This is a genomic window from Bradyrhizobium sp. SZCCHNRI3043, assembly GCF_032377735.1.
In the GTDB taxonomy this organism is placed as follows: domain Bacteria; phylum Pseudomonadota; class Alphaproteobacteria; order Rhizobiales; family Xanthobacteraceae; genus Bradyrhizobium.
Window position 1 is genome coordinate 301,445 of record NZ_JAUHID010000002.1, and the last position, 25,814, is coordinate 327,258.

At 66.3% G+C, this 25,814-nt stretch carries 25 protein-coding genes; 15 read left to right on the forward strand and 10 right to left on the reverse strand.

Translation table 11 applies throughout. From position 1 onward, the window contains the following. The first annotated feature begins 33 nt into the window (after positions 1–33). The 12 genes from QX124_RS07150 (at position 34) to mmsB (ending at position 13,878) form a co-directional block, all read left to right on the forward strand. Positions 34–1,584 carry a sugar ABC transporter ATP-binding protein gene (locus QX124_RS07150; RefSeq protein ID WP_315796768.1) on the forward strand — a complete coding sequence of 517 codons (1,551 nt, stop codon included), beginning with the start codon at positions 34–36 and terminating at the stop codon, positions 1,582–1,584. Beyond that, positions 1,581–2,573, forward strand: a complete 993-nt coding sequence (locus QX124_RS07155) for an ABC transporter permease (RefSeq protein ID WP_315796769.1) — start codon at positions 1,581–1,583, stop codon at positions 2,571–2,573. The genes QX124_RS07150 and QX124_RS07155 overlap by 4 nt, the downstream gene beginning before the upstream one ends. Next, positions 2,570–3,550, forward strand: coding sequence for a galactofuranose ABC transporter, permease protein YjfF (yjfF, locus tag QX124_RS07160; protein ID WP_315796770.1), 981 nt, complete (start codon positions 2,570–2,572; stop codon positions 3,548–3,550). The genes QX124_RS07155 and yjfF overlap by 4 nt, the downstream gene beginning before the upstream one ends. Then, positions 3,547–4,287 carry a FadR/GntR family transcriptional regulator gene (locus tag QX124_RS07165; RefSeq protein WP_315772067.1) on the forward strand — a complete coding sequence of 247 codons (741 nt, stop codon included), beginning with the start codon at positions 3,547–3,549 and terminating at the stop codon, positions 4,285–4,287. The genes yjfF and QX124_RS07165 overlap by 4 nt, the downstream gene beginning before the upstream one ends. Beyond that, positions 4,284–6,020: an IlvD/Edd family dehydratase gene (locus QX124_RS07170; RefSeq protein ID WP_315738465.1), complete on the forward strand. Its 1,737-nt coding sequence runs from the start codon at positions 4,284–4,286 to the stop codon at positions 6,018–6,020. Before QX124_RS07165 ends, QX124_RS07170 begins: the two co-directional genes overlap by 4 nt. 9 nt (positions 6,021–6,029) lie before the next feature. Further along, a complete protein-coding gene (locus QX124_RS07175; RefSeq protein ID WP_315738464.1) occupies positions 6,030–6,959 on the forward strand; it encodes a dihydrodipicolinate synthase family protein in 930 nt (309 codons plus the stop codon). Positions 6,960–6,961: 2 nt separating this feature from the next. Next, entirely contained in the window at positions 6,962–7,888 is a 927-nt protein-coding gene (locus QX124_RS07180) for a Gfo/Idh/MocA family oxidoreductase (RefSeq protein ID WP_315781796.1), read from the forward strand. 4 nt (positions 7,889–7,892) lie between these two features. Beyond that, positions 7,893–8,975, forward strand: a complete 1,083-nt coding sequence (locus tag QX124_RS07185) for an aldose epimerase family protein (RefSeq protein ID WP_315796771.1) — start codon at positions 7,893–7,895, stop codon at positions 8,973–8,975. After that, positions 8,972–9,856: an SMP-30/gluconolactonase/LRE family protein gene (locus QX124_RS07190; RefSeq protein ID WP_315796772.1), complete on the forward strand. Its 885-nt coding sequence runs from the start codon at positions 8,972–8,974 to the stop codon at positions 9,854–9,856. The genes QX124_RS07185 and QX124_RS07190 overlap by 4 nt, the downstream gene beginning before the upstream one ends. Before the next feature lie 108 nt (positions 9,857–9,964). Further along, complete coding sequence (gene chvE / locus QX124_RS07195) at positions 9,965–11,035, forward strand: multiple monosaccharide ABC transporter substrate-binding protein (protein ID WP_315796773.1); 1,071 nt, start codon at positions 9,965–9,967, stop codon at positions 11,033–11,035. Between the two features lie 80 nt (positions 11,036–11,115). Continuing rightward, positions 11,116–12,666: a multiple monosaccharide ABC transporter ATP-binding protein gene (mmsA, locus tag QX124_RS07200; protein ID WP_315796774.1), complete on the forward strand. Its 1,551-nt coding sequence runs from the start codon at positions 11,116–11,118 to the stop codon at positions 12,664–12,666. Between the two features lie 21 nt (positions 12,667–12,687). Further along, complete coding sequence (gene mmsB / locus QX124_RS07205; protein WP_315755454.1) at positions 12,688–13,878, forward strand: multiple monosaccharide ABC transporter permease; 1,191 nt, start codon at positions 12,688–12,690, stop codon at positions 13,876–13,878. Positions 13,879–14,040: 162 nt separating this feature from the next. Here the strand turns inward: mmsB and QX124_RS07210 are convergent, their stop codons facing one another. From QX124_RS07210 to QX124_RS07230, 5 genes are all read right to left on the reverse strand, one after another. Then, a complete protein-coding gene (locus QX124_RS07210) occupies positions 14,041–15,660 on the reverse strand; it encodes a rhodanese-like domain-containing protein (RefSeq protein WP_315796775.1) in 1,620 nt (539 codons plus the stop codon). Further along, positions 15,617–16,207, reverse strand: coding sequence for a cysteine dioxygenase (locus QX124_RS07215; RefSeq protein ID WP_315796776.1), 591 nt, complete (start codon positions 16,205–16,207; stop codon positions 15,617–15,619). Before QX124_RS07215 ends, QX124_RS07210 begins: the two co-directional genes overlap by 44 nt. A 71-nt stretch (positions 16,208–16,278) precedes the next feature. Continuing rightward, positions 16,279–16,440 (reverse strand): hypothetical protein, encoded by a 162-nt coding sequence (locus QX124_RS07220; protein WP_315738455.1) that lies wholly within the window; start codon positions 16,438–16,440, stop codon positions 16,279–16,281. 92 nt (positions 16,441–16,532) lie between these two features. Further along, a complete protein-coding gene (locus tag QX124_RS07225; protein ID WP_315776255.1) occupies positions 16,533–17,051 on the reverse strand; it encodes a hypothetical protein in 519 nt (172 codons plus the stop codon). A gap of 276 nt (positions 17,052–17,327) precedes the next feature. After that, positions 17,328–17,732, reverse strand: a complete 405-nt coding sequence (locus tag QX124_RS07230; RefSeq protein ID WP_315796777.1) for a nuclear transport factor 2 family protein — start codon at positions 17,730–17,732, stop codon at positions 17,328–17,330. Positions 17,733–17,868: 136 nt separating this feature from the next. Here QX124_RS07230 and QX124_RS07235 point away from each other — a divergent pair, with 136 nt between their 5' ends. Then, positions 17,869–19,485, forward strand: coding sequence for a flavin monoamine oxidase family protein (locus QX124_RS07235; protein ID WP_315738453.1), 1,617 nt, complete (start codon positions 17,869–17,871; stop codon positions 19,483–19,485). A gap of 25 nt (positions 19,486–19,510) precedes the next feature. Then, a complete protein-coding gene (locus QX124_RS07240; protein WP_315796778.1) occupies positions 19,511–21,229 on the forward strand; it encodes an ATP-binding protein in 1,719 nt (572 codons plus the stop codon). 5 nt (positions 21,230–21,234) lie between these two features. Here QX124_RS07240 and QX124_RS07245 read toward each other — a convergent pair whose 3' ends face one another. Beyond that, positions 21,235–21,879 (reverse strand): glutathione S-transferase family protein, encoded by a 645-nt coding sequence (locus tag QX124_RS07245; RefSeq protein ID WP_315796918.1) that lies wholly within the window; start codon positions 21,877–21,879, stop codon positions 21,235–21,237. A gap of 191 nt (positions 21,880–22,070) precedes the next feature. Here QX124_RS07245 and QX124_RS07250 point away from each other — a divergent pair, with 191 nt between their 5' ends. After that, positions 22,071–22,514, forward strand: a complete 444-nt coding sequence (locus tag QX124_RS07250) for a Rieske (2Fe-2S) protein (protein ID WP_315781783.1) — start codon at positions 22,071–22,073, stop codon at positions 22,512–22,514. A gap of 127 nt (positions 22,515–22,641) precedes the next feature. On the opposite strand, the gene QX124_RS07255 is transcribed toward QX124_RS07250, so the two are convergent. From QX124_RS07255 to QX124_RS07270, 4 genes are all read right to left on the reverse strand, one after another. After that, positions 22,642–22,881 carry a hypothetical protein gene (locus QX124_RS07255; protein WP_315738450.1) on the reverse strand — a complete coding sequence of 80 codons (240 nt, stop codon included), beginning with the start codon at positions 22,879–22,881 and terminating at the stop codon, positions 22,642–22,644. Positions 22,882–22,903: 22 nt separating this feature from the next. After that, a complete protein-coding gene (locus QX124_RS07260; protein ID WP_315755464.1) occupies positions 22,904–23,218 on the reverse strand; it encodes a hypothetical protein in 315 nt (104 codons plus the stop codon). Next, the gene (locus tag QX124_RS07265) at positions 23,215–23,958 is read right to left on the reverse strand and encodes an ankyrin repeat domain-containing protein (protein ID WP_315796919.1); all 744 of its coding nucleotides are present in this window, start codon (positions 23,956–23,958) and stop codon (positions 23,215–23,217) included. The genes QX124_RS07260 and QX124_RS07265 overlap by 4 nt, the downstream gene beginning before the upstream one ends. Before the next feature lie 65 nt (positions 23,959–24,023). Further along, on the reverse strand, positions 24,024–25,667 hold the full coding sequence (locus tag QX124_RS07270; protein WP_315796779.1) for a nitroreductase family protein: 1,644 nt from the start codon (positions 25,665–25,667) through the stop codon (positions 24,024–24,026). Between the last annotated feature and the right edge of the window lie 147 nt (positions 25,668–25,814).

The following is a 25,814-nucleotide window of genomic DNA, read 5'->3' on the forward strand; positions in this document are numbered from 1 at the left end:
TCAACCTTCCTGGTGATCGCCAAGTAGTTCGTCATGTCTGATAGTTCAGCTCCGCCGGCGATGCGTCCAGCCCTGCTGGAAATCCGCGGCCTGGCCAAGAGCTTCGGTGCGCTGAAGGCGCTTGGTGATGTCGACTTCACGCTGGGTGAGGGCGAGATCCACGCGCTGCTGGGCGAGAACGGCGCCGGCAAGTCGACCCTGATCAAGGTGGTCACCGGGGTGTTCGCGCGGGACGCCGGCACCGTGCGGCTGGCGGACCGCGAGATTGCGCCGCGCTCGGCCAAGGACGCGGTCGACGCCGGCATCGCGACCGTCTATCAGGAGGTGAATCTGCTGCCGAACCTCTCGGTGGCGCAGAATCTCTATCTCGGTCGGCAGCCGACGCGCTTCGGCGTCGTGCGCGAGGCCGAGATGCGGCGGCGCGCGCATGCGCTGCTGCTGGATTATGGGCTGGACATCGACGTCGGCGCACCGCTTTCGAGCTACTCGGTCGCGGTCCAGCATATCGCGGCGATCGCGCGCGCCGTCGATCTGTCGGCGCGCGTCCTCATTCTCGACGAGCCCACGGCGAGCCTCGACCGCCACGAGGTCGAGATCCTGTTCAAGGTGATGCGAAAGCTCGCGGCTGATGGCATCGGCATCATCTTCGTCAGCCACTTCCTCGACCAGGTCTACGAGATCTGCGACCGCGTCACCGTGCTGCGCAACGGCCGGCTGATCGGCTCGCGCGAGATTGCCGATCTGCCGCGGCTCGACCTGATCCGCATGATGCTGGGCCGCGAGCTCGCCGAGACCACCGGCGAACGTGCCGCTGGCCAGCCCGAGACCGCACGCGAGGTCTGTGTCAGCTTCAAGGGCTATGGCAAGCAGGGTTATCTCGCTCCGTTCGATCTCGAGCTGCGCCGCGGCGAGGTGGTCGGGCTCGCCGGCCTGCTCGGCTCCGGCCGCACCGAGACGGCGCGGCTGGTGTTCGGCGCCGAGCGCGTCGACAGCGGCGCGGCCACCGTCAACGGCGAGACCGTGCGGCTGAATTCGCCGCGCGACGCCGCCGGGCTCGGCTTCGGCTATTGCCCGGAGGAGCGCAAGACCGAGGGCATCGTCGCCGATCTGACCGTGCGCGAGAACATCATCCTGGCGCTGCAGGCCCGGCGCGGCCTGCACCGGCCGCTGTCGCGGCGCGAGCAGGATGAGATCGCGATGCGCTATATTCGCCTGCTCGACATCAGGCCGCCCGATCCGGAACGGCCGATCGGGCTGCTGTCCGGCGGCAATCAGCAGAAGGCGCTGCTGGCGCGTTGGCTCGCCACGTCGCCGAAGCTCCTCGTTCTGGACGAGCCGACGCGCGGCATCGACGTCGGTGCCCATGCCGAGATCATCCGCCTGGTGCGCGAGCTGTGTGAGCAGGGCCTGGCCCTGCTCGTGATCTCCTCGGAGCTCGACGAGATCGTCACCTATTCCAACCGCGTCATCGTGCTGCGCGACCGTGCCCATGTCGAGGAGCTGAAGGGCGACGCCGTCGAAGTTTCCAGCATCCTCGCGGCGATCGCCGCCGATGGCGAGCCGGCGCACGGGGCTGCATCATGACGCTCCGGATTCCGCGCCGTGGTTTCGCGCAAGCCCTGGCACTGATCGTGATCCTCATCATCGATCGCGCCGTGTCGCCGCAGTTCTTCAACCTGCATCTGCAGGATGGCCGGCTGTTCGGCAGCGTGATCGACGTGCTCAACCGCGGCACGCCGGTGGCATTGCTCTCCCTCGGCATGGTGCTGGTGATCGCGACCGGCGGCATCGATCTCTCGGTCGGCGCCGTGATGGCGATCGCAGGCGCCACCGCGGCGAGCCTCGCCGATACGCAGCCGCTGCCGGTTGTGATCGGCTCGGCGCTCGCCGTCGGCCTCGTCTGCGGGCTGTGGAACGGCATCCTCGTCGCCGTCCTGCGCATCCAGCCGATCGTCGCCACGCTCATCCTCATGGTTGCCGGGCGCGGCATCGCGCAGCTCATCACCGAGGGGCGCATCGTCACGTTCACGTCGCCTGACCTGGTGTGGATGGGCAACGGCGCCGTGCTCGGCCTGCCGACGCCGATCGTGATCGCGGTCGGCATGCTGCTGGTGACGGGGGCGGTCGTGCGCGGCACCGCGCTCGGGCTCCTGATCGAGGCGACCGGGGGCAATGCACGCGCGAGCGAGCTCTCCGGCGTCGGCACCCGCGCCATGATCCTGTCGGTCTATGTCTGGTGCGGACTGTGCGCCGCGCTCGCGGGCGTCATTGCGGCCGCCGACATCATGGGCGCCGACGCCAACAATGCCGGGCTGTGGCTCGAGCTCGATGCGATCCTCGCCGTGGTCATCGGCGGCACCTCGCTGTTCGGCGGGCGATTCAGCCTGGTGCTGGCGGTCGCCGGCGCGCTGATCATCCAGGCCATGAACACCGGCATCCTGCTGTCGGGCTATCCGCCGGAGCTCAACCTGCTGGTCAAGGCGGTCGTCGTGCTCGCCGTGCTGCTGGCGCAGTCGCCGCGCATCGGCGATCTCTCGCGCTTCACCGCGCGCTGGCGGAGGACCAAGCCATGAGGGCATCGACCTCGATTGCGATCACCGCCTTCGTCCTCGTCGCCGGCTTCGCGCTGTGCGCGCTGCAGTTCCCGAACATCGCCTCGACCCGCGTCGTCGCCAATCTGCTCACCGACAACGCCTTCCTTGGCATCGTCGCGGCCGGCATGACCTTCGTCATCATCTCCGGCGGCATCGATCTGTCGGTCGGCTCGGTGATCGGCTTCACCACCGTGTTCGTGGCGCTCGCGGTCGAGCGCTGGGGCATTCCGCCTTTCGCAGCCTTCGCGCTGGTGCTGGTGCTGTGCGCGCTGTTCGGCGCTGCGATGGGCGCCGTCATCCACGTCTTCGACCTGCCGCCCTTCATCGTGACCCTCGCGGGCATGTTCCTGGCGCGCGGCGTCAGCTTCCTGCTGTCCACCGAGTCGATTCCGATCACCGCCCCGGTCTACAGCGCCGTGTCCGATTTTGCGATCAGGCTGCCCGGCGGCGGCCGGCTCACCGCGATTGCGATCGCGATGCTGGTCATCCTGGTTTTGAGCGCGCTGCTGTTGCACCTCACCCGTTTCGGCGCCAACGTCTATGCGCTCGGCGGCAGCCGCGCCGCGACCGCCCTGATGGGCATTCCCGTCGGGCCGATGACGATCCGCATCTATATGCTGTCCAGCGTGCTTGCCGGTCTCGCCGGCATCGTCTTCTCCTTCTACACGGCGGCTGGATATTCGCTTTCTGCGGTCGGTGTCGAGCTCGACACCATCGCCGCGGTGGTGATCGGCGGAACATTGTTGACGGGCGGGCAGGGCTCCGTCATCGGCACCTTCCTTGGCGTCCTGATCCAGGGCATGATCCAGACCTACATCAACTTCGACGGCACGCTGTCGAGCTGGTGGACCAAGATCGCCACGGGGGTTCTGTTGTTCGTTTTCATTGCGCTGCAGCAAGGTCTGATGGCGCTGGCGCGCCGCTCGTCCATCAAACCGGCGGGGGCGAGGACATGACCTCGCAGCTCGTCTCGATTCCGACACGGCGCGCGCATTCCAATCATGCCGAGGTCGCCCGCAGCATCGGCATCGACATCATCTCCGGCCGTCTGGCCGAGGGAGCGCGCCTGCCCGGCGATGCCGAGCTGACGGCGACGTTCGGCGTGTCGCGTCCGGTGCTGCGCGAAAGCGTGAAGACGCTCGTTGCAAAAGGGCTGCTGTCGACCAAGGCGCGCGTCGGCACCGTGGTGCGCGGACGCTCGGACTGGAACATGTTCGATCCCGACGTGCTGGCTTGGCACCTCGATGCCGGCATCGACAAGCGCTTCCTCGCCGACCTCGCCGAGATCCGGCTGGCGATCGAGCCGCGCGCGGCGGCGCTCGCTGCCGAACGCCGCAGCGAGGACGATCTTGCCGCGATGAGCAAGGCAATGGCGCAGATGGAGCGCGAGCCGTCGACCTCGGTCGCCTTCGCCGAAGCCGACCTCGCTTTGCACATCGCGATCGCCAATGCCTCCGGCAATCCCTTCATGCGCTCGATCGGCGCCGTCATCGAAGCCGCCTTGCGCGCCTCGTTCGTCCTGAGCGCCCCGATCGAGACTGCCGATCGCGACACCGTGCTGGTCTGGCACCAGCGCATCATCGACGCGATCGCCGCTCGAGACGCCGAGGGCGCCTCCGAGGCGATGATCGAAGTCATCTACAACGGCCGGCGGCGCCATGCCCAGTCGGCTGCACGAACGGACCGGGAATGAGCAACGACAACGAGAAGAAGACGCTGCGGAGCCAGGCGTGGTTCGGCCGCCAGGACAAGATGGGCTTCTATTATCGCTCATTCCTGAAGAACAGCGGCACGCCGCAGGACCGGTTCGAGGGCCGTCCGGTCATCGGCATCTGCAACACCTGGTCGGAGCTGACGCCCTGCAACGCGCATTTCCGCGTCATCGCCGAGCATGTCCGGCAGGGCGTGCTCGACGCCGGCGGCTATCCGCTCGAATTCCCCGTCTCCTCGCTCGGCGAGGTGACGATGCGTCCCACCGCGATGCTGTTCCGCAACCTCGCCTCGATGGATGTCGAGGAGGCGATCCGCGCGCACCCGCTCGACGGCGTCGTGCTGCTGATGGGCTGCGACAAGACCACGCCGGCGCTCTTGATGGGCGCCGCCTCGGCCAACCTGCCTGCGATCGGTGTTTCAGGCGGGCCACAACTGCGCGGCGTCTATCGTGGCCAGATCATCGGCTCCGGCACCAACATCATCTCGATGAGCGAGCAACTGCGTGCCGGCGAGATCACGCTGAAGGAATTCCACGAGGCCGAGGCCGGGATGAACCGCTCCGCCGGCAGCTGCATGACCATGGGCACGGCCTCGACCATGGCGTCGATGGTGGAAGCGCTCGGCATTGGCTTGCCGGAAAATGCAGCGATCCCTGCTGCGGACGCGCGCCGCAACCTGCTGGCGCGCATGGCCGGCCGCCGCATCGTCGAGATGGTTGCTGAGGATCTCAAGCCGTCCGACATCCTCACGCGGCAGGCGTTCGAGAATGCGATCCGCACGCTGGCCGCGATCGGCGGCTCGACCAACGCCGTGGTGCATCTGCTCGCCATTGCTGGCCGTGTCGGCGTCGAGCTGACGCTCGATGATTTCGATCGGCTCTGCCGCGACGTGCATTGCCTGGTCGACCTGATGCCGTCGGGCCGCTTCCTGATGGAGGACTTCTACTACGCCGGCGGCCTGCCGGCCGTGTTGCGCGCGCTCGGCGAGCGCGGCCTGCTGCACAAGGACGCCCGCACCGTCAACGGCAAGACGCTATGGGACAACGTCGCCGCCGCGCCGAACTGGAACGCCGACGTCATCACCCCGTTCGACTCGCCGTTCAAGACGGAAGCCGGCATCGCGATCCTCACCGGCAATCTCGCGCCCAATGGCGCCGTCATCAAGCCGTCGGCGGCCTCGCCGGAGCTGATGAACCATACGGGACGCGCGGTCGTGTTCGAGAGCGTCGAGGAGATGCATGACGCCGTCGACGACGACAATCTCGACATCGACGCGTCCTGCATCATGGTGCTGAAGAACTGCGGACCGAAGGGCTATCCGGGCATGGCCGAGGTCGGCAACATGCCGCTCCCGGCGAAGCTCCTGCGCCAGGGCGTGCGCGACATGATCCGCATCTCGGATGCGCGCATGTCGGGCACCGCCTACGGCACCGTCGTCCTGCACGTCGCGCCGGAGGCCACCGTCGGTGGACCGCTGGCGCTGGTGAAGAACGGCGACATGATCACGCTCGACGTTGCCGCCCGCGCGCTGCATCTGCATGTCAGCGACGAGGAGCTGGCGACGCGCCGCGCCGCATGGACGCCGCCGAAGCCGCATGCAGCCCGGGGCTATCAGAAGCTCTACATCGATCACGTGCTGCAGGCGGATCGCGGCGTTGATTTCGATTTTCTCGTTGGCCGCAGCGGCTCGCCGGTGCCGCGCGACAATCACTAGAGGTGCCGCATGACCGCTTCCGCCAAAAAGCTCTACAAGGGCGTCTTCCCGGTCGCGCCGACCATCTTCGACGCTGACGGCCGCCTCGATCTCGAGGGCCAGAAGCGCGCGATCGACTTCATGATCGATGCCGGCTCGCACGGCATCTGCATCCTCGCCAATTTCTCCGAGCAGTTCGTGCTGACCGATGACGAGCGCGATCTGGTGATGACCACGGTGCTGGATCATGTCGCCGGCCGCGTGCCGATCATCGTCACCACGACGCATTTCTCGACCTTTGTCTGCGCCGAGCGCTCGCGCCGCGCGCAGGAGAAGGGCGCGGCCATGGTCATGGTGATGCCGCCCTATCACGGCGCCACCTTCCGCGTGCCTGATAGCTCGATCTACGAGTTCTATCGCGGCGTGTCGGACGCGATCTCGATCCCGATCATGGTGCAGGACGCGCCGGTCGCCGGCACGCCGCTATCGGTGCCGTTCTTGGCGCGCATGGCCAAGGAGATCGAGAACCTCGCTTATTTCAAGATCGAGGTGCCGCGCGCGGCCGACAAGTTGCGCGCGCTGATCGAGGCAGGCGGCACGGCGATCGAAGGTCCGTGGGACGGCGAGGAGGCAATCACCCTGATGGCCGATCTCGACGCGGGCGCCACCGGCGCGATGACCGGCGGCGGCTATCCCGACGGCATTCGCAAGATCATCGATCCGTATTTCGCGGGCGACCGCGAGGCCGCGGCGGCGGCCTATGAGCGCTGGCTGCCGCTGATCAACTACGAGAACCGGCAGTGCGGGCTTGCCACCTGCAAGATCCTGATGAAGGCGGGCGGCGTGATCCGCCACGACACCTTGCGCAGCCCGCAGCCGCCAATTCATCCGGCGACCCAGAAGGGACTGATCGAGATCGCGCGCCGGCTCGACCCAGTCGTGCTGCGCTGGGGACGCTAGAGATGAGCGAGCTTCGTGTCGCCATCGTTGGCTTCGGCAAGATCGCCAGGGATCAGCACGTGCCGGCGATCGCCGCCACCGAGGGCGTGACGTTGACGGCAGTGGCGAGTCGCAATGCCTCGCTGCCCGGCCTGCCGCATTTCGGCACGATCGAAGAGCTGCTGCGCGACGGACCCGAGATCGACGCGGTCGCGCTGTGCACCCCGCCGCAGGTGCGCCGTGCGCAGGCGCTCGCCGCGCTGGAAGCCGGCAAGCATGTGATGCTGGAGAAGCCGCCGGGCGCCGCCGTCAGCGAGCTCGATCCGCTGGTCGCGCTTGCCGCCGCGAAGCGGCGCACGCTGTTCGCGACCTGGCATTCACGTTACGCGCCCGCCGTCGAGCCGGCGCGCGCGTGGCTGTCTTCCCGCCAGATTCGCAGCGTGCGGATTGACTGGAAGGAGGACGTGCGCGTCTGGCATCCGGGGCAGGGCTGGATCTGGGAGCCGGGCGGGTTAGGGGTGTTCGATCCCGGAATCAACGCGCTGTCGATCCTGACCCGCATTCTGCCAGAGCCGGTGTTCGTGACCGAGGCGGAACTGTCGTTCCCGTCCAACCGCCAGGCTCCGATCGCGGCCAACCTGTCACTGTCGACGGCGAGCGACCTGCCGATCGCGGCCGAGTTCGACTTCCGCCAGACCGGGCCGCAGAGCTGGGACATCCGGATCGAGACCGACGCAGGCCAGTTGAAGCTGTCGCTAGGCGGCGCGCGGATGACCGCGGACGACCAGCCGATGGTCGACGAAAGGGAGCGGGAGTATCCCGGCCTCTACCGTCGCTTCGTCGAACTCACAAGGACCGGTGCGAGCGACGTCGATCTGACGCCGCTGCGGCTGGTGGCTGACGCCTTCCTGCTCGGTCGCCGCCACGTCGTCGAGCCGTTCGAGGACTGACGCCATGGCGGAGCAGGCACGGATCACCCGGGATGTCTTCGGCACGCTGCCGGACGGCCGCGAGGTCGAGCGCGTCACCTTGCGTGGCGCTCACGGTTTCGAGGCGCGGATCATCACTTACGGCGCGGCGCTGCAGGCGCTGCTGGTGCCGGATGCGCAGGGCCGCGTCGACGACGTCGTGCTCGGCCACGACGACCTGCTGAGCTACCTCAAGCTCCGGAAATTTTTCGGTGCAACGGTCGGACGCTACGCCAACCGCATTGCCAAGGCGCGCTTTTCGCTCGACGGTCAGGACCTGCGCCTCGACGCCAATAATGGTGCGCATGCATTGCATGGCGGCCCCGACGGCTTCGACCGCAAGCTCTGGCAGATCGTCGCCACCGAAGACGGCGCCCAGCCCTCGGTCACGATGCTCTATGTCAGTCCCGACGGCGAGGCCAACTATCCGGGGCGGCTCGACGTCCGTGTCACTTATCAGCTGGCGGGACCGATGGAGTTGGCCGTCAGCTTCAGCGCCCGGACGACCCGGACGACGATCGTCAACCTGACCAACCACAGCTTCTTCAATCTCGACGGCCTGGCCGCCGGCACCGGCATTCTCGATCATCGTCTGACAGTCGAAGCCGACCACTATCTCGCGATCGACGAGACCGCGATCCCGCTGGAAGGGCCGCCGCACGCCGTCGCCGGCACGCCGTTCGATTTCCGCGAGCCGCATGCGGTCGGTGCCCGCATCCGCGCTGACGACCCGCAGATCAAATGCGGTCGCGGCTACGATCATAATTTCTGCCTTCGACGGCAGGCGGGGGTGCGCTTGGCCGCCCGGCTGGCGTCCCCGCGCTCGGGGCGCGTCATGGAGTTGCTCACCGACCAGCCGGGCCTGCAGGTCTATTCCGGCAACTATCTTGACGGGACCGTGACCGGCAAGGGGCGTGTCTATCGTCAATCCGACGCGCTCTGCCTGGAGCCGCAGGTCTGGCCTGACAGTCCGAACCGTCCGGATTTTACAAGCGCGCGCCTTGGGCCCGACGACGTCTATGAGCACGAGACCGTGTATCGCTTCTCAACCGCGGGAGCGCCCAGATGATCGAGCAGGTGCCGACCACGATCCTTTGCGACGAGCGCTGCCATCTCGGCGAGGGGCCGACCTACGATCCCCACACCGACACCGCCTGGTGGTTCGACATTCGTGAAGGCCTGCTGTTCGAGGCCAAGATCGGCAGCGGCGAACTCAGCCGCCATGGCCTCGGCAGGATGGCGAGCGCGCTCGGCCGTATCGATGCCAACAGGCAGTTGATCGTGGCCGAGGACGGGCTCTACATCCGCAGCATCGCCGACGGCGCGCTATCCCCGTATCTCCCGCTCGAAGCCGACAATCCGGCGACGCGGTCGAACGACTCTCGGGTTCATCCCTCCGGCACGTTCTGGATCGGCACCATGGGCCGCAACGCCGAGTGCGGCCTGGGCTCGATCTACGCGCTGCATCGCGGCGAGATCATCCGCCTATTCCCCAACGTCACCATTCCCAACGCGATCTGCTTCTCGCCGGATGGCGCGATCGGCTATTTCGCCGATACGGATGAGAACGTCCTCTACCGTGTCGCGCTCGACCCGGAGACGGGCCTGCCGCGCGGCGAGCCGGAGGTGCTGCTGCGCCATGCCGGTGTCGGTGGGCTCGATGGCGCCGTCGTCGATGCCGAGGGACGGATCTGGAACGCACGCTGGGGCGGCGGTTGTGTCGACGTCTACAGCCCGCAGGGCGAGCATCTGCGCAGCATCGCGGTTCCGGCCAGCCAGGCGAGCTGCCCGGCGTTCGTCGGTCCCGATCTGTCGCGCCTGCTGGTGACGTCGGCCTGGCAGGACATGGACGAGGCGGCCAAGGCGGCCGACCCCGGCCATGGCCAGACTTTCCTTCTTGACGTCGGCGCTCACGGTCGCGCCGAGCCCGACGTCAAGCTGTCGATCTGAGAGGAGGAACAATCAGTCAAGCGTCGTTCAGCCTAACAGCTAACTGGTATCAAGATACGCAATCGGGTATCTCTTGTCAAAATTCGAAAATCCAAAGGGAGTGAAGACATGTCGAGAATGAAGACCATCATGGCCGCCGCGCTGGCCGGCCTCGGCGCGATGGCGCTGTCCAGCGCCGCACTGGCCCAGAGCAAGGGGACCGTCGGCATCGCGATGCCGACCAAATCCTCGGCGCGCTGGATCGACGACGGCAACAACATCGTGAAGGTGCTGAAGGAGCGCGGCTACACCACCGACCTGCAATATGCCGAGGACGATATTCCGAACCAGCTCTCGCAGATCGAGAACATGGTGACCAAGGGCGCCAAGGTGCTGGTGATCGCCGCGATCGACGGCACCACGCTGTCGGACGTGCTGAAGCAGGCCAAGGCCAAGGGCATCACCGTGATCGCCTATGACCGCCTGATCCGCGACACGCCGAACCTCGACTACTACGCGACCTTCGACAACTTCCAGGTCGGCGTGCTGCAGGCGCAGTCGATCGTGGACAAGCTCGGGCTGAAGGACGGCAAGGGACCGTTCAACATCGAGCTGTTCGGCGGCTCGCCGGACGACAACAACGCCTACTTCTTCTACAATGGCGCGATGTCGGTGCTGCAGCCCTATCTCGACTCCGGCAAGCTCGTGGTCGCCTCCGGCCAGAAGGGCATGGACAAGGTTGCGACCCTGCGCTGGGACGGTGCCACCGCCCAGGCCCGCATGGACAACCTGCTCAGCGCCTATTACGGCAACAAGCGTGTCGATGCGGTGCTGTCACCCTATGACGGTCTCTCGATCGGCATCATCTCGTCCTTGAAGGGCGTCGGCTATGGCAGCGGCAACCAGCCGATGCCGGTCATCTCCGGCCAGGACGCCGAGGTGCCGTCGGTCAAGGCGATCCTGCGCGGCGACCAGTACTCGACCATCTTCAAGGACACCCGCGACCTCGCCAAGGTGACCGCCGACATGGTCGATGCTTCGCTGAGCGGCAAGGAAGTGAAGGTCAACGACACCAAGACCTACAACAACGGCGTCAAGGTCGTCCCGGCCTATCTGCTCAAGCCGGTCGTGGTCGACAAGAGCAACTGGGAGAAGGTCCTGATCGAAGGCGGCTACTACAAGAAGTCGCAGGTCGAGTGATCTCATGGCCGGCGAGCGCGGCCATGCGCTCGCCGGCTCCTCTTATCTCAACGACTTCAAGTGTTGCGGGATACAGCGCGATGACGGCAATCCTCGAGATGCGCAGCGTCAGCAAGAGCTTCGTGGGCGTGCAGGCGCTCCGCGACGTCAGCTTTACGGTCGCGGCGGGCGAGATCCACGCCCTCGTCGGCGAGAATGGCGCCGGCAAGTCGACCCTGATGAAGGTGCTGAGCGGCGTCTATCCCTACGGCCGCTATGAGGGCCAGATCATTTTCGAAGGCGAGGAGCGGCACTTCCGTGACATCAACGATTCCGAGGCGCTCGGCATCATCATTATCCACCAGGAGCTCGCGCTGATTCCGCTGATGTCGATCGCCGAGAACATCTTCCTGTCGCATGCGCCGTCACGCTTTGGCGTCATCGATCGCGACGAGGTCTACCGGCGCACCCAGCAATTGCTGGCTCAGGTGGGATTGAAGGAATCGCCGGATACGCTGATCACCGATCTCGGCGTCGGCAAGCAGCAATTGGTCGAGATCGCCAAGGCGCTGTCCAAGCGTGTCAAGCTCTTGATCCTGGACGAGCCGACGGCGAGCCTGAACGAGGCCGACAGCCAGGCGCTGCTCGACCGCCTCGTCACCTTCCGCGAGCAGGGCATCTCCTCGATCCTGATCACACACAAGCTCAACGAGGTCGCCCGCGTCGCCGATCGCATCACGGTGCTGCGTGACGGGCGCAGCGTCGACAGCATCGATTGCCGTGCCGAGCCGGTCCTGGAGGACCGGATCATCAAGAGCATGGTCAATCGCGACATGGCGCACCGCTTCCCCGAGCGGCAGCCGAAGATCGGCGAGCCCGTGTTCACGGTCGAGAACTGGTCGGTCTACCATCCGCAGCATACCGACCGCCAGGTAATCAAGAACGTCGATTTCCAGGTGCGCCGTGGCGAGATCGTCGGCATCGCCGGCCTGATGGGCGCGGGGCGCACCGAATTCGCCATGAGCCTGTTCGGCCGCTCCTGGGGCGTCAACATCACGGGCCGCGCCCGCCTCGAAGGCCACGACGTCACTCTCAACAGCGTACCGGCCGCGATCGACGCTGGCCTCGCCTATGTCACCGAGGACCGCAAGCAACTCGGCCTGATCCTGGCCGACGACGTGCGCAAGAACATCACCTTGGCGAGTCTCTCTCAGGTCGCGCCGAACGGCGTGATCGACGACATCGCCGAGCTCAAGGCGGCGTCCGGCTACCGCGGCCGGATGCGGATCCGCTGCTCCGACGTCTATCAGGAGGCCGGCCAGCTCTCCGGCGGCAACCAGCAGAAGGTCGTGCTGTCGAAATGGCTGATGACCGATCCCAAGGTCTTGATCCTCGACGAGCCGACGCGGGGCATCGACGTTGGCGCAAAGTATGAGATTTACTGTATCATCCAGGAGCTCGCGGATGCCGGCCGGGGTGTTGTCGTGATCTCATCGGAGATGCCGGAGCTGCTCGGAATCTGCGACCGCATCTGCGTGATGAATGACGGCGCCTTCGTCGGCGAGTTCGCCGGGCCGGAGGCGACGCAGGAAAAGATCATGCGCGCCATCATGCGTAATGAAACCATCAAGAACCAGGAGACGGCCGCGTAAGCGGTCGGGAGGACGCCAGCAATGACCGACAAGACGGTTTCGCTCCCGGAGGAGAAGTCGCATAGCGGCTTCCTGAAGAACAATCTGCGCAGCTACGGCATGCTGCTGTCGCTGTTCGTGATCATGCTGTTCTTCCAGTTCATGACCGACGGCACCCTGCTGCAGCCGCTCAACCTCACCAACCTGGTGCTGCAGAACAGCTACATCGTCATCATGGCGCTGGGCATGCTGCTGGTGATCGTGACCGGGCACATCGATTTGTCGGTCGGCTCGGTTGCGGGCTTCGTCGGCGCCGTCGCCGCCGTGCTGATGGTGCGCTATCACGTCGACTTCCCGCTCGCGATCATCGCCTGCCTGATCGTCGGCGCCGCGATCGGCGCCGCGCAGGGTTATTGGGTGGCCTATTTCGGCATTCCGTCATTCATCGTCACCTTGGCGGGCATGCTGGTGTTCAAGGGCCTGGCGCTGGCGCTGCTGCAGGGGCAATCGGTCGGGCCGTTCCCGGGTACGTTCCAGAAGCTGTCGTCCGGCTTCATCCCTGAGTTCATGCCGAGCGCGGCGCATCTTTATCCCACGTCGCTCGCGATCGGCGCGGTGCTGACGCTCATTCTGGTCTATGCCAGCGTCAAGGGCCGTGCGCGCGAGGTGGAGCACGGCATCGAGGTCGAGCCGTTCGGCTTCTTCGCTGCCAAGAACGTCGTGCTGGCCGGCGCACTGATGTATTTCACCTATCTGATCGCCTCGCATCGCGGCCTGCCCAACGTGCTGGTCATCATGACGGCGCTGATCGCGCTCTACGGCTTCATGACGCGCCGCACCGTGGTCGGCCGGCAGATCTATGCGGTCGGCGGCAACGCCAAGGCCGCCAAGCTGTCGGGCATCAAGACCGAGCGGCTCGTGTTCATGACCTTCGTCAACATGGGCGTGCTGGCCGCGCTGGCCGGCCTGATCTTCGCCGCCCGGCTCAACACCGCGACGCCGAAGGCCGGCCTCGGCTTCGAGCTCGACGTTATCGCGGCCTGCTTCATCGGCGGCGCCTCGGCCTATGGCGGCGTCGGACGGGTCGGCGGCGCTGTCATCGGCGCCATGATCATGGGCGTGATGAATAACGGCATGTCCATCCTCGGCATCGGCATCGACTATCAGCAGGTCATCAAGGGCCTGGTGCTGCTCGGCGCCGTCTGCATCGACGTCTACAACCAGCGCCGTTGAGTTCGGCGCGCAGCTCCCGGTGAAGCTGTAACGACCTAGGGTAGGCAACGCGACGCCGAAGGCGGCGCCTGCCCACCACGTCTCGCGACCCGGGTGGTAGCGGTGGGCACGCGGCATTCGCGTCACGAATGCGGCTTTGCCTACCCTGCACATTCACCAGAACTACACCACGTGGAAATTCGACACGCTGTCATTGGCGAGCTGAGCGACGAGCTGCAGCTCCCAGTCGATATAGGCCTGCATCGCTTCGGCGGCGTTGTCGGTGCCCTCATAGGGACGCTTGTAGACGTCGTCGGCAAGCGAGATCCATGAGGACCGATCGCTCTCCAGCACATGCCCGGCAGCCGTCCAGGCGCGCGTGCCGCCGGTGAGCACGCGGAGCTCACGCGTCGTCGCGGCGCGTGCATCCGCAAGCGCAAACGCGGCTTCGCTGCCGTCGTTGCTGGTCAGCACGATCGGACCGTCGCCGGGCAGCTTGGCGAGATCATCCGCAAAGCGCGACGCCAGCACGAAATGTGCGCCCGGAATGTGTCCGGCCTTGTAGCTCGGACTGCGCGTGAGATCGACGATCGTCCACGCAGCGGGATCGGCCGCGAGTTGCTCGGCGCTGATTGCCGCGTCGCCAAGCTGCGGCAGCGGCGGTCGGCGTGCGGCGCGGATTTCCGTTTCGGTCGCTCCAACGACATCCGGTCCCACGACCGCCACGTCCCAGCCCATCTGCTTCAGCCATGACGCCGTCATGCGTGCGCGCACGCCGTCATCGTCGAACAGCACCAGACGGGCGCCGCGCACGCCCACCCACTCGTCGGTCGCCTGCACCAGCTGGCCGCCCGGTGCCGACGCGAAGCCGGTCGGATGGCCGGCGGCATGTTCCTCGGGCGTGCGGACGTCGAGGCAATACAGCGTGCGCACCCCGGCTTCGGCCTGATGGCGCGCGAATGTCGCGGCATCGAGCACGCCGACGCCGACGCGCTCGGCCCAGGCCTTGGCATCAGCCAGCGCGGTCGCGTAGCTCGTCCGTGGCCGCTCCAGGACGCGCGCGGTCTTGCCGCGCTGGACCTGATGGCCGGCAAGTGTCCAGCCGATCGTGCCGTTGCGCAGCGCGTAGATCTTGTTCGGCAGCCCGGCATTGATCAGCGACTGCGTGCCGATGATCGAGCGCGTGCGTCCGGCGCAGTTGACGATGATCGTGGTGTCGGGCGACGGCGCGACCTCGCGCGCCCGAAACGCCAGCTCGCCGCCGGGGACGCTGACCCCGCGCGGGATGCTCATGGTGCGATATTCCTCGAAGCGGCGGGCGTCGAGCACGACCAGATTCGACTCGCGCTCGATCAGCGCCTTGGCTTCGTCGGCCGACAGCGACGGCGTGTGCCGGATGGCCTCGACCAATTCGCCGAACGCCTTGCTCGGCACGTTGACGTCGCGGAACACCTCGCCATGGCGCGCATAGCCCGGCAGCCCGCCAGCGAGCATCGCGACGTCGGTGTAGCCCAGTGCATGAATGCGCGGCACCGCGCGGGCGGCATAGCCTTCGCCATCATCATAAACGACGACGGCTACATTTAGACGCGGCACGAGGTCGAGGATGCGCAGCTCGATCTGCGACAGTGGCAGCGACACCGCGAAGAACGGGTGCGACAGCGAATAGGGGCCTTCCTCGCGGACGTCGAGCAGTGCCACCTCCTCGCCGGCGCGCCAGCGCCGCCGCAACTCGGTCGGTGTGATGATGCGGAAACCGTCAGGCGGCGGTGCGGTCGGGCCAGAGGTTGGGGACGGTGTCATTCGAATATCCGGAAATGAAGTCTCGGGTGGCGCTGGTCTCCGCATCGTACACCGCGCGGCGGATGCGGCCGATATTGCCGCCATAGACGTGGATGCTGATCGAGGAGCGGTCCGCCAGACCGTTGGAGATCGCGTGGATGTCGCCAATGTGTGGCGATACCGCGGCCGTTTGTCCAGCCCGCAGCGGCTCCGGCGCAGCCGCGCGCAACGTGCCGTCCGGCTGCCGCGCGTAGCTGACCGAGAGTTCCTCGCCGCGCAGCACGCCGACGAGGCCCCAGACGCGATGGTCGTGCACCGGCGTGCCCTGGCCGGGGCCCCACACGAAGCTCACGATGGAGAACCGATCGAGCGGATCGGCATACAGCAGATATTGTCGGTAGCGGCCGCCGTCGGCGACCGCAAAGGCCTGAGGCAGCCAGTCGTCATGCGCGACCAGCTCCTTCAGTTTCGGTGCGAGCGCGGCGAGCAGCTCCGGCTCGTTTGTCGTGCTTGCGACGAGGCGTGCCGTATTGGCGACGAAGTCGCGGAAGCGCGCAATGTCAGTCATGTCGGGCTCGTGTCGTATCGAGGCGGAAGGCCGCCGATGGGCGGCGCGATGGGCGAGGGATCTGGTCCCACTCAGACGTGAGGGCCGAGCATCGCGATGTAGAACAGGTCCTCATTGGACAACTCGGCGGCCGGGCGCCGGGTGAGGATGTCGTGCGCTTTGAGACGGCTGTCAGCGCGCCCTTGCGGCAGCAAATGACCGAGCCAGCCTCCGAACCATGAGACGTAGCGCATGAGAGCCTCCGCGCGGTTTGATCACGTCCTTGATATCACGCCACGACCGGCATCGAACAGAGCCCGGCACGGCTCCGCATCACTTTGGCAGATCATGCCTGTTGAAGCACCTCGCCGGCAAATTCCTTTTCCGCATCGTACGCGTCGCGCTGCTCTGCTTCTCCATCGGTCGCGTCTGCGCCGGCATTCCGGCCCGTCAGGCTTTCGTGCCAATGGGTGCGGAATGCCATCCATGATGCGTGATCCTGGAAGGCAACCTCGGCGAACCACTCGACCGTGACGGCGCCGCTCGGCCAGTAGCGTTCCTGGTCATGCCAGCACACGACAGGCCAGCGCGGATTGCGGTAGGAGCGGCCGGTCTCATCATGCAGCGATGGCCGGCCGAGATGATCGATCAGCCATGACATCACCTCGGGCAGGAACGTGGCGGCAAACGACACGCCATGGCGGCCGAGCCGCTGCGGCATGCGCATGACGCGCTGATCGATGATGGCGAAGGCCGGCGGCACCGCGCCGACATTGAACTGGCGGATCATCAGCAGGCGGAAGCCGCAGTCGCAGAGCTCGGCAGGCACGGCATGGATCGCCGTCGGCTGAAGTGGAGCCGCGATGTTCATACCAGTGCTCCCTGCGCCTGTCCGAGCGCGAGGTCGATGGCGTGCTGCAACGCTGTGCGCGTCGGCACATCGCTGCGTTTCAGATAGGCGGTCAGAACGCGTGCCATCCCTGTCTCCCGTCGGCATCTGCACGTTGCTGGTCGCAGCCTGCGCAGATCGCCTTGCGTGGAGACGGACATTCGACCCGAATCCGACGCGACGAAAATCAACAATCCCCGACATTGCTGCCGGTCAGGGAGGGTAGATCAAATTTCGTGCCAGATGCGGCGATCAGTGGAGACGATGGCCGTCGGCGTCGTGTTCCGGCGTCGCGAGCTGCGCGATCGGGCTGGATTGGTGGTGGATCATCCGCCAGGCGCCGTCGATGCGCGCGAAGTGATTGGCCGCCGCGAGCGCCGCGCCGTCGACCAGCTCGATGCAGAGCACGTGGCCATGATCGCCGTCGGCGATCGCGTGCGGGTCCGCGCAGACGATGTTCGGCCGGCCTGGGTTGGCGAGGATGTCGCGCCAGCTGCCGATCACGGCGGTGCGGCCGACGATCGCCGGCCAGCCCGGATGAATGCAGGAGATGCCGTCGCGATCGGCCCAGAGGGCAACGAGTGCCGCGAAATCGCCGGCCGTGAAGGCAGCATAGAAGGCCGCATTGGCGGCCAGGATCTCGCGCTCGTCGCTCATTGTGATGGCGTGAGCCAAGCCGGTGCGAAAATCAAGCAATGTTTGGAAACGCACATCCCCTGGTGCGCAAAAACTTGCAAGCTTCTTGCAGGACCCGGTCGAGACGCGATCGCAACGCATCAGCCGAGGTCCTGCCATGCTCGAAACGGCCATTGTCGGAGGTGGATTGTGCGGAATGGCACTCGCGCGCAGCCTGCAGCAGCGCGGCAGCACGTTCGCTTTGTTCGAAGCCCGACATCGCCTGGGCGGACGTGTGCTGTCGGTCAGGAGCAAGGCGGGGCTTGCGCTGGACCTCGGCCCGACCTGGTTCTGGCCGGACACCCAGCCGCTGCTGACCGGCCTGATCGCGGAGCTCGGCCTGTCCGACTTTGCCCAGCACGATGACGGCACGGTTCTTCATCTGAAGGAGGCGGACAAGTCGGCCGAGCAGATCGGCGGGCCGCCGGTCCACCAGGGCGCGCGCCGGCTCTCCGGCGGCATGACGAAGCTGGTCGAGGCGCTGGCGCGTGATCTGCCACAGCCCTTCATCCATCTCGGCCATGAGCTGGTGCGCATCGTCGATTGCGGCACGCATGTGCGGCTGATCTTTGCCACATCAACGGAATCGGTCGCGATCGAGGCCAAGCGCGCCGTGCTCGCGCTGCCGCCGCGGCTGCTGATCGATCACGTCGGCTTCTTTCCCGAGCTGGACGACGCGACCTTCGATGCGATGCGCGGTGCCGAGACCTGGATGGCGGCGCAGGCCAAGGTCGTGATCGCCTACGACCAGGCGCATTGGCGCGACCAGGGGCGGTCCGGCAATGCGTTCGTCAGCCACGAGCAGGCCGTGATCGGCGAGATCTTCGACGCCTGCGATGCCGGCGGCGACCGTGCTGCGCTCGGCGGCTTCCTCGCCTTCTCGCCCGATCTGCGCGCGACCTTCAGTGTCGGGCTGCCGCTGCTGATGGACAGCCAGATGGTGCAGCTGTTCGGCTCCGCGCTGGAAGGCGGCGAGCAGCACTATCAGGACTGGGCGGCCGAGCGCTTCACCTGCGGCGCATTGGATCGCACCACGCCGCGCGGCGAGCACAGCGAGATCGCCAATCCGATGCTGCGGCGGGCGCTATGGGACGGGCGGCTGCACCTCGGTGGCGCCGAGACCGCAAGCCACGCGGCCGGTTATCTCGAAGGTGCCCTGAACGCCGCCAAGCGCATCGAGCGTGCGATGGCCCGGAGCATGGGCGAGATCGCCGGGCCGCGGCCGGCCGTGGCGATCGGCGACGGGCTGTCGGGCAACGCAGCGAGCCTCGCCTGGTTCGGCGCCTGGGTCGCCGCGCAGCGTGATGCCGCGTTCGACGATTATCGGCAGCGGCTCAACCGCAGCCTCGCTACGCAGCAGCGCGAGCAACTGACCCAGCTCGCTGTTCTCGGAGCCACCGAGGGGGTGTTCGCGGCGGCGCTGCAGGTGCTGGACGCACTGACCTTCGACATGCGCGACGTCGCCGTCGAACGCGGGCGCTCCGCCCTGATGCCGGAGATCCAGAAACCGTTCCGCGATGTCATGCAGTCGCTGCTCGACGATGCCATAGCCTTCAATCGCACCTCCTGCGCGCTGTCGAACTTTCCGTTCGAGCACAAGCCGTCGAAGGACTACGTGCAGACGATCCTGCGCGACATCGCCGCCGCCTGGCAGGAGTTCTCGCTCGCCGCCAACCGCCTGCTGCTGGCAAAGGCGGAAGATGTGATGCGCACGCCGACGAGAATGTCGTCGTGAGTCCGACAGCGTCGAGGTACGACCGATGAAGCTGCAGATCGAACGTTCGACCATCCTGGCGATGGCGGCGGCCTTCCCGCGTCTGGCCTCGTTGACGGAGCAGCTGCGTTTCGGCGACAAGGTCGAGGTCAATATGGCGCAACTCGCGACCGCCGAGCTCGACTTCCTGCGCGACAGCTACCAGAAGGCCGGTCCCGAATGGCACGCCCGCGCGGCGCAGATCGCCACCCTGCAGCGCGCCTTTGCCGATTCCGGCGCCCGGTTCTCCGAGCACGAACTGGAATCGGTGCTGCCGGCGATTGCGCGCTACCTGATCTCGGACGCCATCCGCGGCTGGATGTTCACGGCCAACGTCGCCAGCCGGCCGCTGCCCTATGTCGTGACGCGACTCGACTACACCGCACCGTCGAATGACGAGGCCGGCCGCGTCTTCATCGAGCTCAAGGCCAACGCCAAGGGCGCGATCACCACGTCCACCCTGCGCATCTCCGCCGGCGACATCGTCGGCAGGACGGTCGCCGAAATCTTCGCCGCCAAGGGCTTCCTCAAGGAAACACCCGAGCTGATATCCGTCTATGACGAGACGGCCGAGCGCTATTTCGCCTGGCGCGGCCGCTACGGAGCGCAGTTCTCCGGCCGCGGCATCGGCTTCTTCGCCGATGATCCGAACTCCTCGCATCGCGACATGGACTGGTCGCGCAAGGACGTGATCGTGCTGTCGTCCGGCGGCGGCAGCGCGCGGCTCGTCAACGACGAAGGCATTCTCACCGAGCGGGCGCTGACGCTCGAGGTCACGGGCGACATACTCGGGCAGTACCTGCGCAAGGCTGCCAAGAGCAATCTCTATGACGCCGAGCAGGAGGTCGAAGAATCCAGGGCGGCGATCCCGAAGGGCATCTTCTGCCGCATTCCCGTCCATCCCTATATGCTGATGTTCCATCTCGACCTGCACCATTATCTCTGGGTGCATGCCGACGACATGGTGCCCTACGCCTATCAGCCCGAGCTCAAGCAGAAGCTGGTGCTGCCGGAGGAGCAGACCGACCTGATCGACATCCTCACTGCCGAGATGGACCTCTTGATGGACGACATCGTCGCCGGCAAGTCCGGCGGCACCACCGTGCTGTGCGCGGGGCCGCCCGGCGTCGGCAAGACGCTGACGGCGGAGGTCTACGCCGAGATCATCGGCCGGCCGCTGTACCGCGTGCATTCCGGTCAGCTCGGGCTGAACGTCGCGGCGATGGAGAGTGCGCTGAAGGATGCGCTGACGCGCGCGCAGCGTTGGGGCGCGGTCATGCTGATCGACGAGGCCGACGTCTACATCAAGCGGCGCGAGGACGACATGACGATGAATGCCGTCGTCGGCGTATTCCTGCGTGTGCTGGAATATTTCAACGGGCTCTTGTTCCTGACCACCAATCGCATCGACGACATCGATGAAGCGATCGTGTCGCGCTGCATCGCGCTGATCAAGTTCCAGGCGCCGGACGCGCAAGCGCGCGGCCGGATCTGGCGGGTGATGTGCGCGCAGTTCGGCTTGGACGTCGATGCCGGCTTGGTGGAGCTGCTGGTGGACACGTTCCCAGGCGCGTCAGGCCGCGACATCAAGGGGCTGGCCAAGCTGGTCGCCAAATATTGCCACCACAAGAGCGTCCGCCCGACCATCGAGGTCTTCCGCCGCTGCGCCATCTTCCGCGGCATCGATCTTGGCGACCACGAGCTGCTGCCGGAGGCCGCGGAGTAGATCGGCTACAACTGGCTGGCTTGCCCCAAGGTCGCCGGATTGTACCCTTCCTCGCGCAGCACCCGCTGCACGACCGGGCGCGCGAGCATGCGGCGGTAGTGCGCGAGCAGGTTGGCCGGCAGCGCAATGCCGGTCTTGTCGGCCCAGAACTCGACATAGAACAGGATCGGATCGGCGACCGAGAATTCGCCGCCGAGATGGGACTGCCCGTCGAGCATCTTGTTCAGGATGGCAAAGCCCTTCACGACGATGTTGCGGCCGAGCGCGCGCACCGACTCCTGGTCGGCCTCGCTGCGGCTGAAGGTCGGCGTGGCGAAGATGCGCGCGAAGCCGTGGCCATGCACCGTTCCGGCAATGTAGCTCATGGCTTCGAGCAGCCGCGTTTCGGTCTCGATATCCGAAGGCCACAATCTGGCGCGCGGCCTGGAGCGGCCGAGCCAATAGGCAATCGCCGGCACCTCCGTCAGCACGCTGCCGTCGCTGCGCACCAGCGCCGGAATCGTCGATTTCGGGTTGATGGCCACATAGTCCGGTTTGAAATTGTCGCCGGCCGGCAGGTTGACGATATAGGCCTCGAACACCTCCTCGAGCTCTTCCAGAATGATGTGGATGCCGGTCGAGCACGATCCCGGCGTCATGTAGAATTTCATCGCGGCCATCATTGTCTCCAAGCCGACATCGCGCGTGTCTTCGATGCCTACGGCATGCTTCATGCAAGGATCGGGACAGATCGAGACTGATGCGCCGTGGCTCGACAGGTCGGGCCGCTGCCGTCAGGTTTGCGACAGGAGACGTCATCGCGGTCCCGTAGCTCCGTCGCGCCGGTCAGGGAGCGCCGCGCATGACGGAACGTGAGCCGGAAATCTTCGTGATCTGTCCGACTGCCGGCATCGCGCCGGGTGAAGCCAAGGCGTTCAGCCTGTCGCGGATCGGCGACAATGGCGAGGCGCGGCCGTTTCCTATCGTGATCATCCACACTGTGTCCGGCGGCTTTGTCGGCTATGTCAACAGCTGCCCACACGAGGGCAAATGGCTGAACATCGGTAGCGGCCAGTTCTTCAATCCGGATCGGACGCTGCTGCGCTGCGGACGGCATGGCGCAACGTTCGAGATCGACACCGGGCTGTGCAACGCCGGTGCCTGCGCAGGGCAGAGCCTGGAGCCGATTGCGCTCGCTGTCATCGACGGCGAGGTGTGCCTGTGCGGCGTCGCGCTGGTGGAAGATATTCCCGATCCGTTCGACGACCTCGACGAGACCATGGAGATCATGATCCACCCGGATTGACGGATGGGGTTTCCAACGTCATTGCGAGGAGCGAAGCGACGAAGCAATCCAGAATCCTACCTGAGCCCTGGATTGCTTCCGCTTCGCTCGCAATGACACTCACTACGTGATCTCGTTCGGCGGACCCTCAGAACCCATCCGCCTTCTTGCCCCAGGGATGGGTGCCGGATACAAGCTGTGCCTTGATGCCGGCCTTGTCGACATCGGCCCGGGTTCTGAAAAAGGTCGCCTCGTGCACCAGCGTGCCGTTCTTGGTCGTCACCGCGACATAGCGCGCGACAGTGTCGATGTCGCACAGATAGCCGCCGCCGGGATCGGCGGCGCTGCGCAGGTTGCCATCCCAGTCTACGAAGAATCCTTCACTCATCTCTTTCTCCAGCTTCGTTCAGTCACGTCTCGGGCTGATCGGCGACGAGCTGCGCATAGGCGCTCTCGACGATGGCCCGGCATTGCAGCAGGCGCTGATGCTCGGCCTTGCCGATGCTCACCGTCTCGCCATGATCGTCGGCTGCAGCCGTCGCCGCCTGCAGCGCATCGAACAGCGCCTTCTCGAGCTGATAGATGCGCTCGCTGGCGCGTTCCAGATAAGGAATGGGATTGGCGCGGACATTGGCCTCGTGCAGCGCATCGAGGCTGAGCAGCGTCCGGAAGCGGCGCTCGACCTGGCGCTGCTGCATGCCGAAATCGTGCTCGATGACGGTCACGGCCGGACCTCGGGCGCGGGCGTCTTTGAAGCCGCCGCCTTGGCCGCATTCCGCAGCAGGTTCAGGCATTCGAGCGAAGCGGCCATGTCGAGCGCGGAAAAGCCGTCGAGCGTCTCGGTGCGGATGTCCGCGCCCTTGGCCAGGAGATGTGCGACCACATCGGCCTTGCCGGAGGAGGACGCATACATCAGCGCTGTCGCACCATTGTCGTTGCTGTTGTCGAGATCGATGCCGGCCTCGACCAGCGCGTCGATGGCGTCGAGATGCCGGCCGACGCAGGCGAGCCACAGCGCGTTATTGCCGTCCGCGTTCCTGGCGGCGATGTCTGCGCCGGCAGAGAGCAGCTCGCGGATGACGCCGACATTGCCGAGATGTGCCGCCTTCATCAGCGGCGTGGTCCGATTGGCGATGATGGCGTCGATGTCGTCAGCGGGAAAGCCCTGGGCGGCGAGCCACGCCGCCAGGGCCGGACTGACGTTCGCCGCGCCGCTCCGCGCGGGACAACGCTGACGCCACGCCTCATAGCCGCCGTTGAGGCTATAGACCTCGGTGAAGCCGAAATCGGAGAAGGTCTGCGCGTAGTCCTGGCTGGCATTGCCGTGATAGCAGTAGATCAGGATCGGCGCGCGCCTGCTCGTGCCGGCGATCATCTCGGCGAGATTGCGCTGGGTGAGATGCCGCGCGCCGGCCATATGCGCGGTGTCGAACGAGGCGGAGTCGCGGACGTCGAAGCGCAGCACATCGTCGCGCTGCAGCAGCTCGGCTGCGTGGTCGACATCGATGCGCTGAAACGGAATACGCGGTCTCATGGCAGGACTCCCGCTTCATTGCGCGTGCGGCCGGGATAGGCCGCCAGCGTCGTGATGCGATCATCGGTCAGGGGACGGCCGACCGTGAAGTGATAGAGCACCTGGAACTGCTCTCCGACCACGCCGAGCATCTCGTGCACTGAGTCGTCGAAGAAGCAGCCGATGCCGGTGCCGCGCAGGCCCGCCGCCTCGGCTTCGAGGTAGAGCACGTGGCCGATCAGGCCAGCCTCCCAATGCAGTTGCCGATAGCGCCACGGATGGTCGCTGACGGCCGGCGTGAACTCGGCGAGCATCGCCATCGCAAAGCAGCCGTCGCCCGCGATCGCCTGGTGACAGCTCGCGGTGCGGATCACGCCGCGGCTGTCGGTCGGCAGCAGCCGGAACAACGGCAGATGATCAGCTGCGCGCTCGACCCGCTGCCAGTCGAAGTCGGGACGCAGCGCGCGCCGCAGGCTGGTCTCCGCCCCGCTGCCGCGCGGCAGCGCATAGAGCCCGGGCGTGAGCCCCTCGACGCGATGGACGAATAGCAGTGGATGCAGCCGCGACGCGAACGGCCAGATGGTCCATGGCGGCGTAGCGCGCGGCAGCAGCGCGTCGAGAAGGTGAAGCAACGTTGCGAGATCCATCGTGAACCTGGCGTCGAAGCGCTGCGCGCTGCGACGACCGAGAATGAGCTCGGCCGCGCGCGCCTGTGATTGCCGCGTCAGCGGCGGGCACCGCCACGGAGCGGAGATCGCATCCTGCGCCGCGCCGGCCGTGGCCGCGCTCACCTCGGGGATGATGGGCCAGCGGTAGAGCGGATGGCGATCGAGCCGGTTCGCCTGACCTTTCCACGTGTCGTCGATCGTGGCGAGTGATGGCAAACCGGTAGGCGACCGCGAGCTCGCATCGCGCGGCGTGATCGCGAGCAGCACATCGGCATTCTCGGTCTCGACGCCGGCGAAATCATCCGCGCGATCGAGTCCCATCAGCGCCGCGAGCCTCGCGCTGTCGATGCCGTCGATCACGCGCGCGTACCAGCCGAGCGCAGCGGCGGCGTAGCTGACGGCGCCGATCGCATGTCCGAGGTCGAGCTGGCAGTAGCGGAACGCGCGCTCGCCATATTTCCACGCCTCGCGCCAATGGATCGAGGATAGCGCGAGCCATAGCCGCGGCTCGCCATGCGATGGCCTGCCGCGGCGGCAACGTTGCTCCAGCACGTGATCGCGGCTGACATAGTGATGAAGACCGTCGCTGAGCCCTGTCACATTCTCCGCGATGACATAGGCCTCGGTCGGATGCAGATTGCCGCTGGAGGGATTGCAGCGCAACGCCCAGCGGTCAGGGCCGTACTCCTTCCAGGCCGCCAGCCCGAACGACAATTCCAGCAGCAGCGCGACGCCGTCGATCGTCAACGGCTGGACCGGCGCCGTGGCGTCGCAGGCATCGGCGAAGCTCACGGCGAGACGGTCCGAGGCCAGCGGCAGATCGGTGCGCGGGCTGCCGGCGAACTCGCGGAACGGATTGGGCTGCGCGTCCCAGTCCAGCGTCTCCGGCCCCGCCGCATAGCGCTTGAGGCTGTGCTTGGTGCGGGCGTGATAGGCCAACGCGATGTCGGCGGCGGCTGGAACGTCCGCCGTGCCGGACTGTGACACGGACATGCTTCCTCACAAGGCGCGACCTGCGCGTTCGCGCATGTTGGACGGTCGCTTGGTGACTGCGTCAGGCGGAGCAAAAAACGTTCCGAACAGCCGCGACTGCCTCCCCGTCGTTATGAGCCCGTTGGGCGCAGGCCCGGAATCCATAAC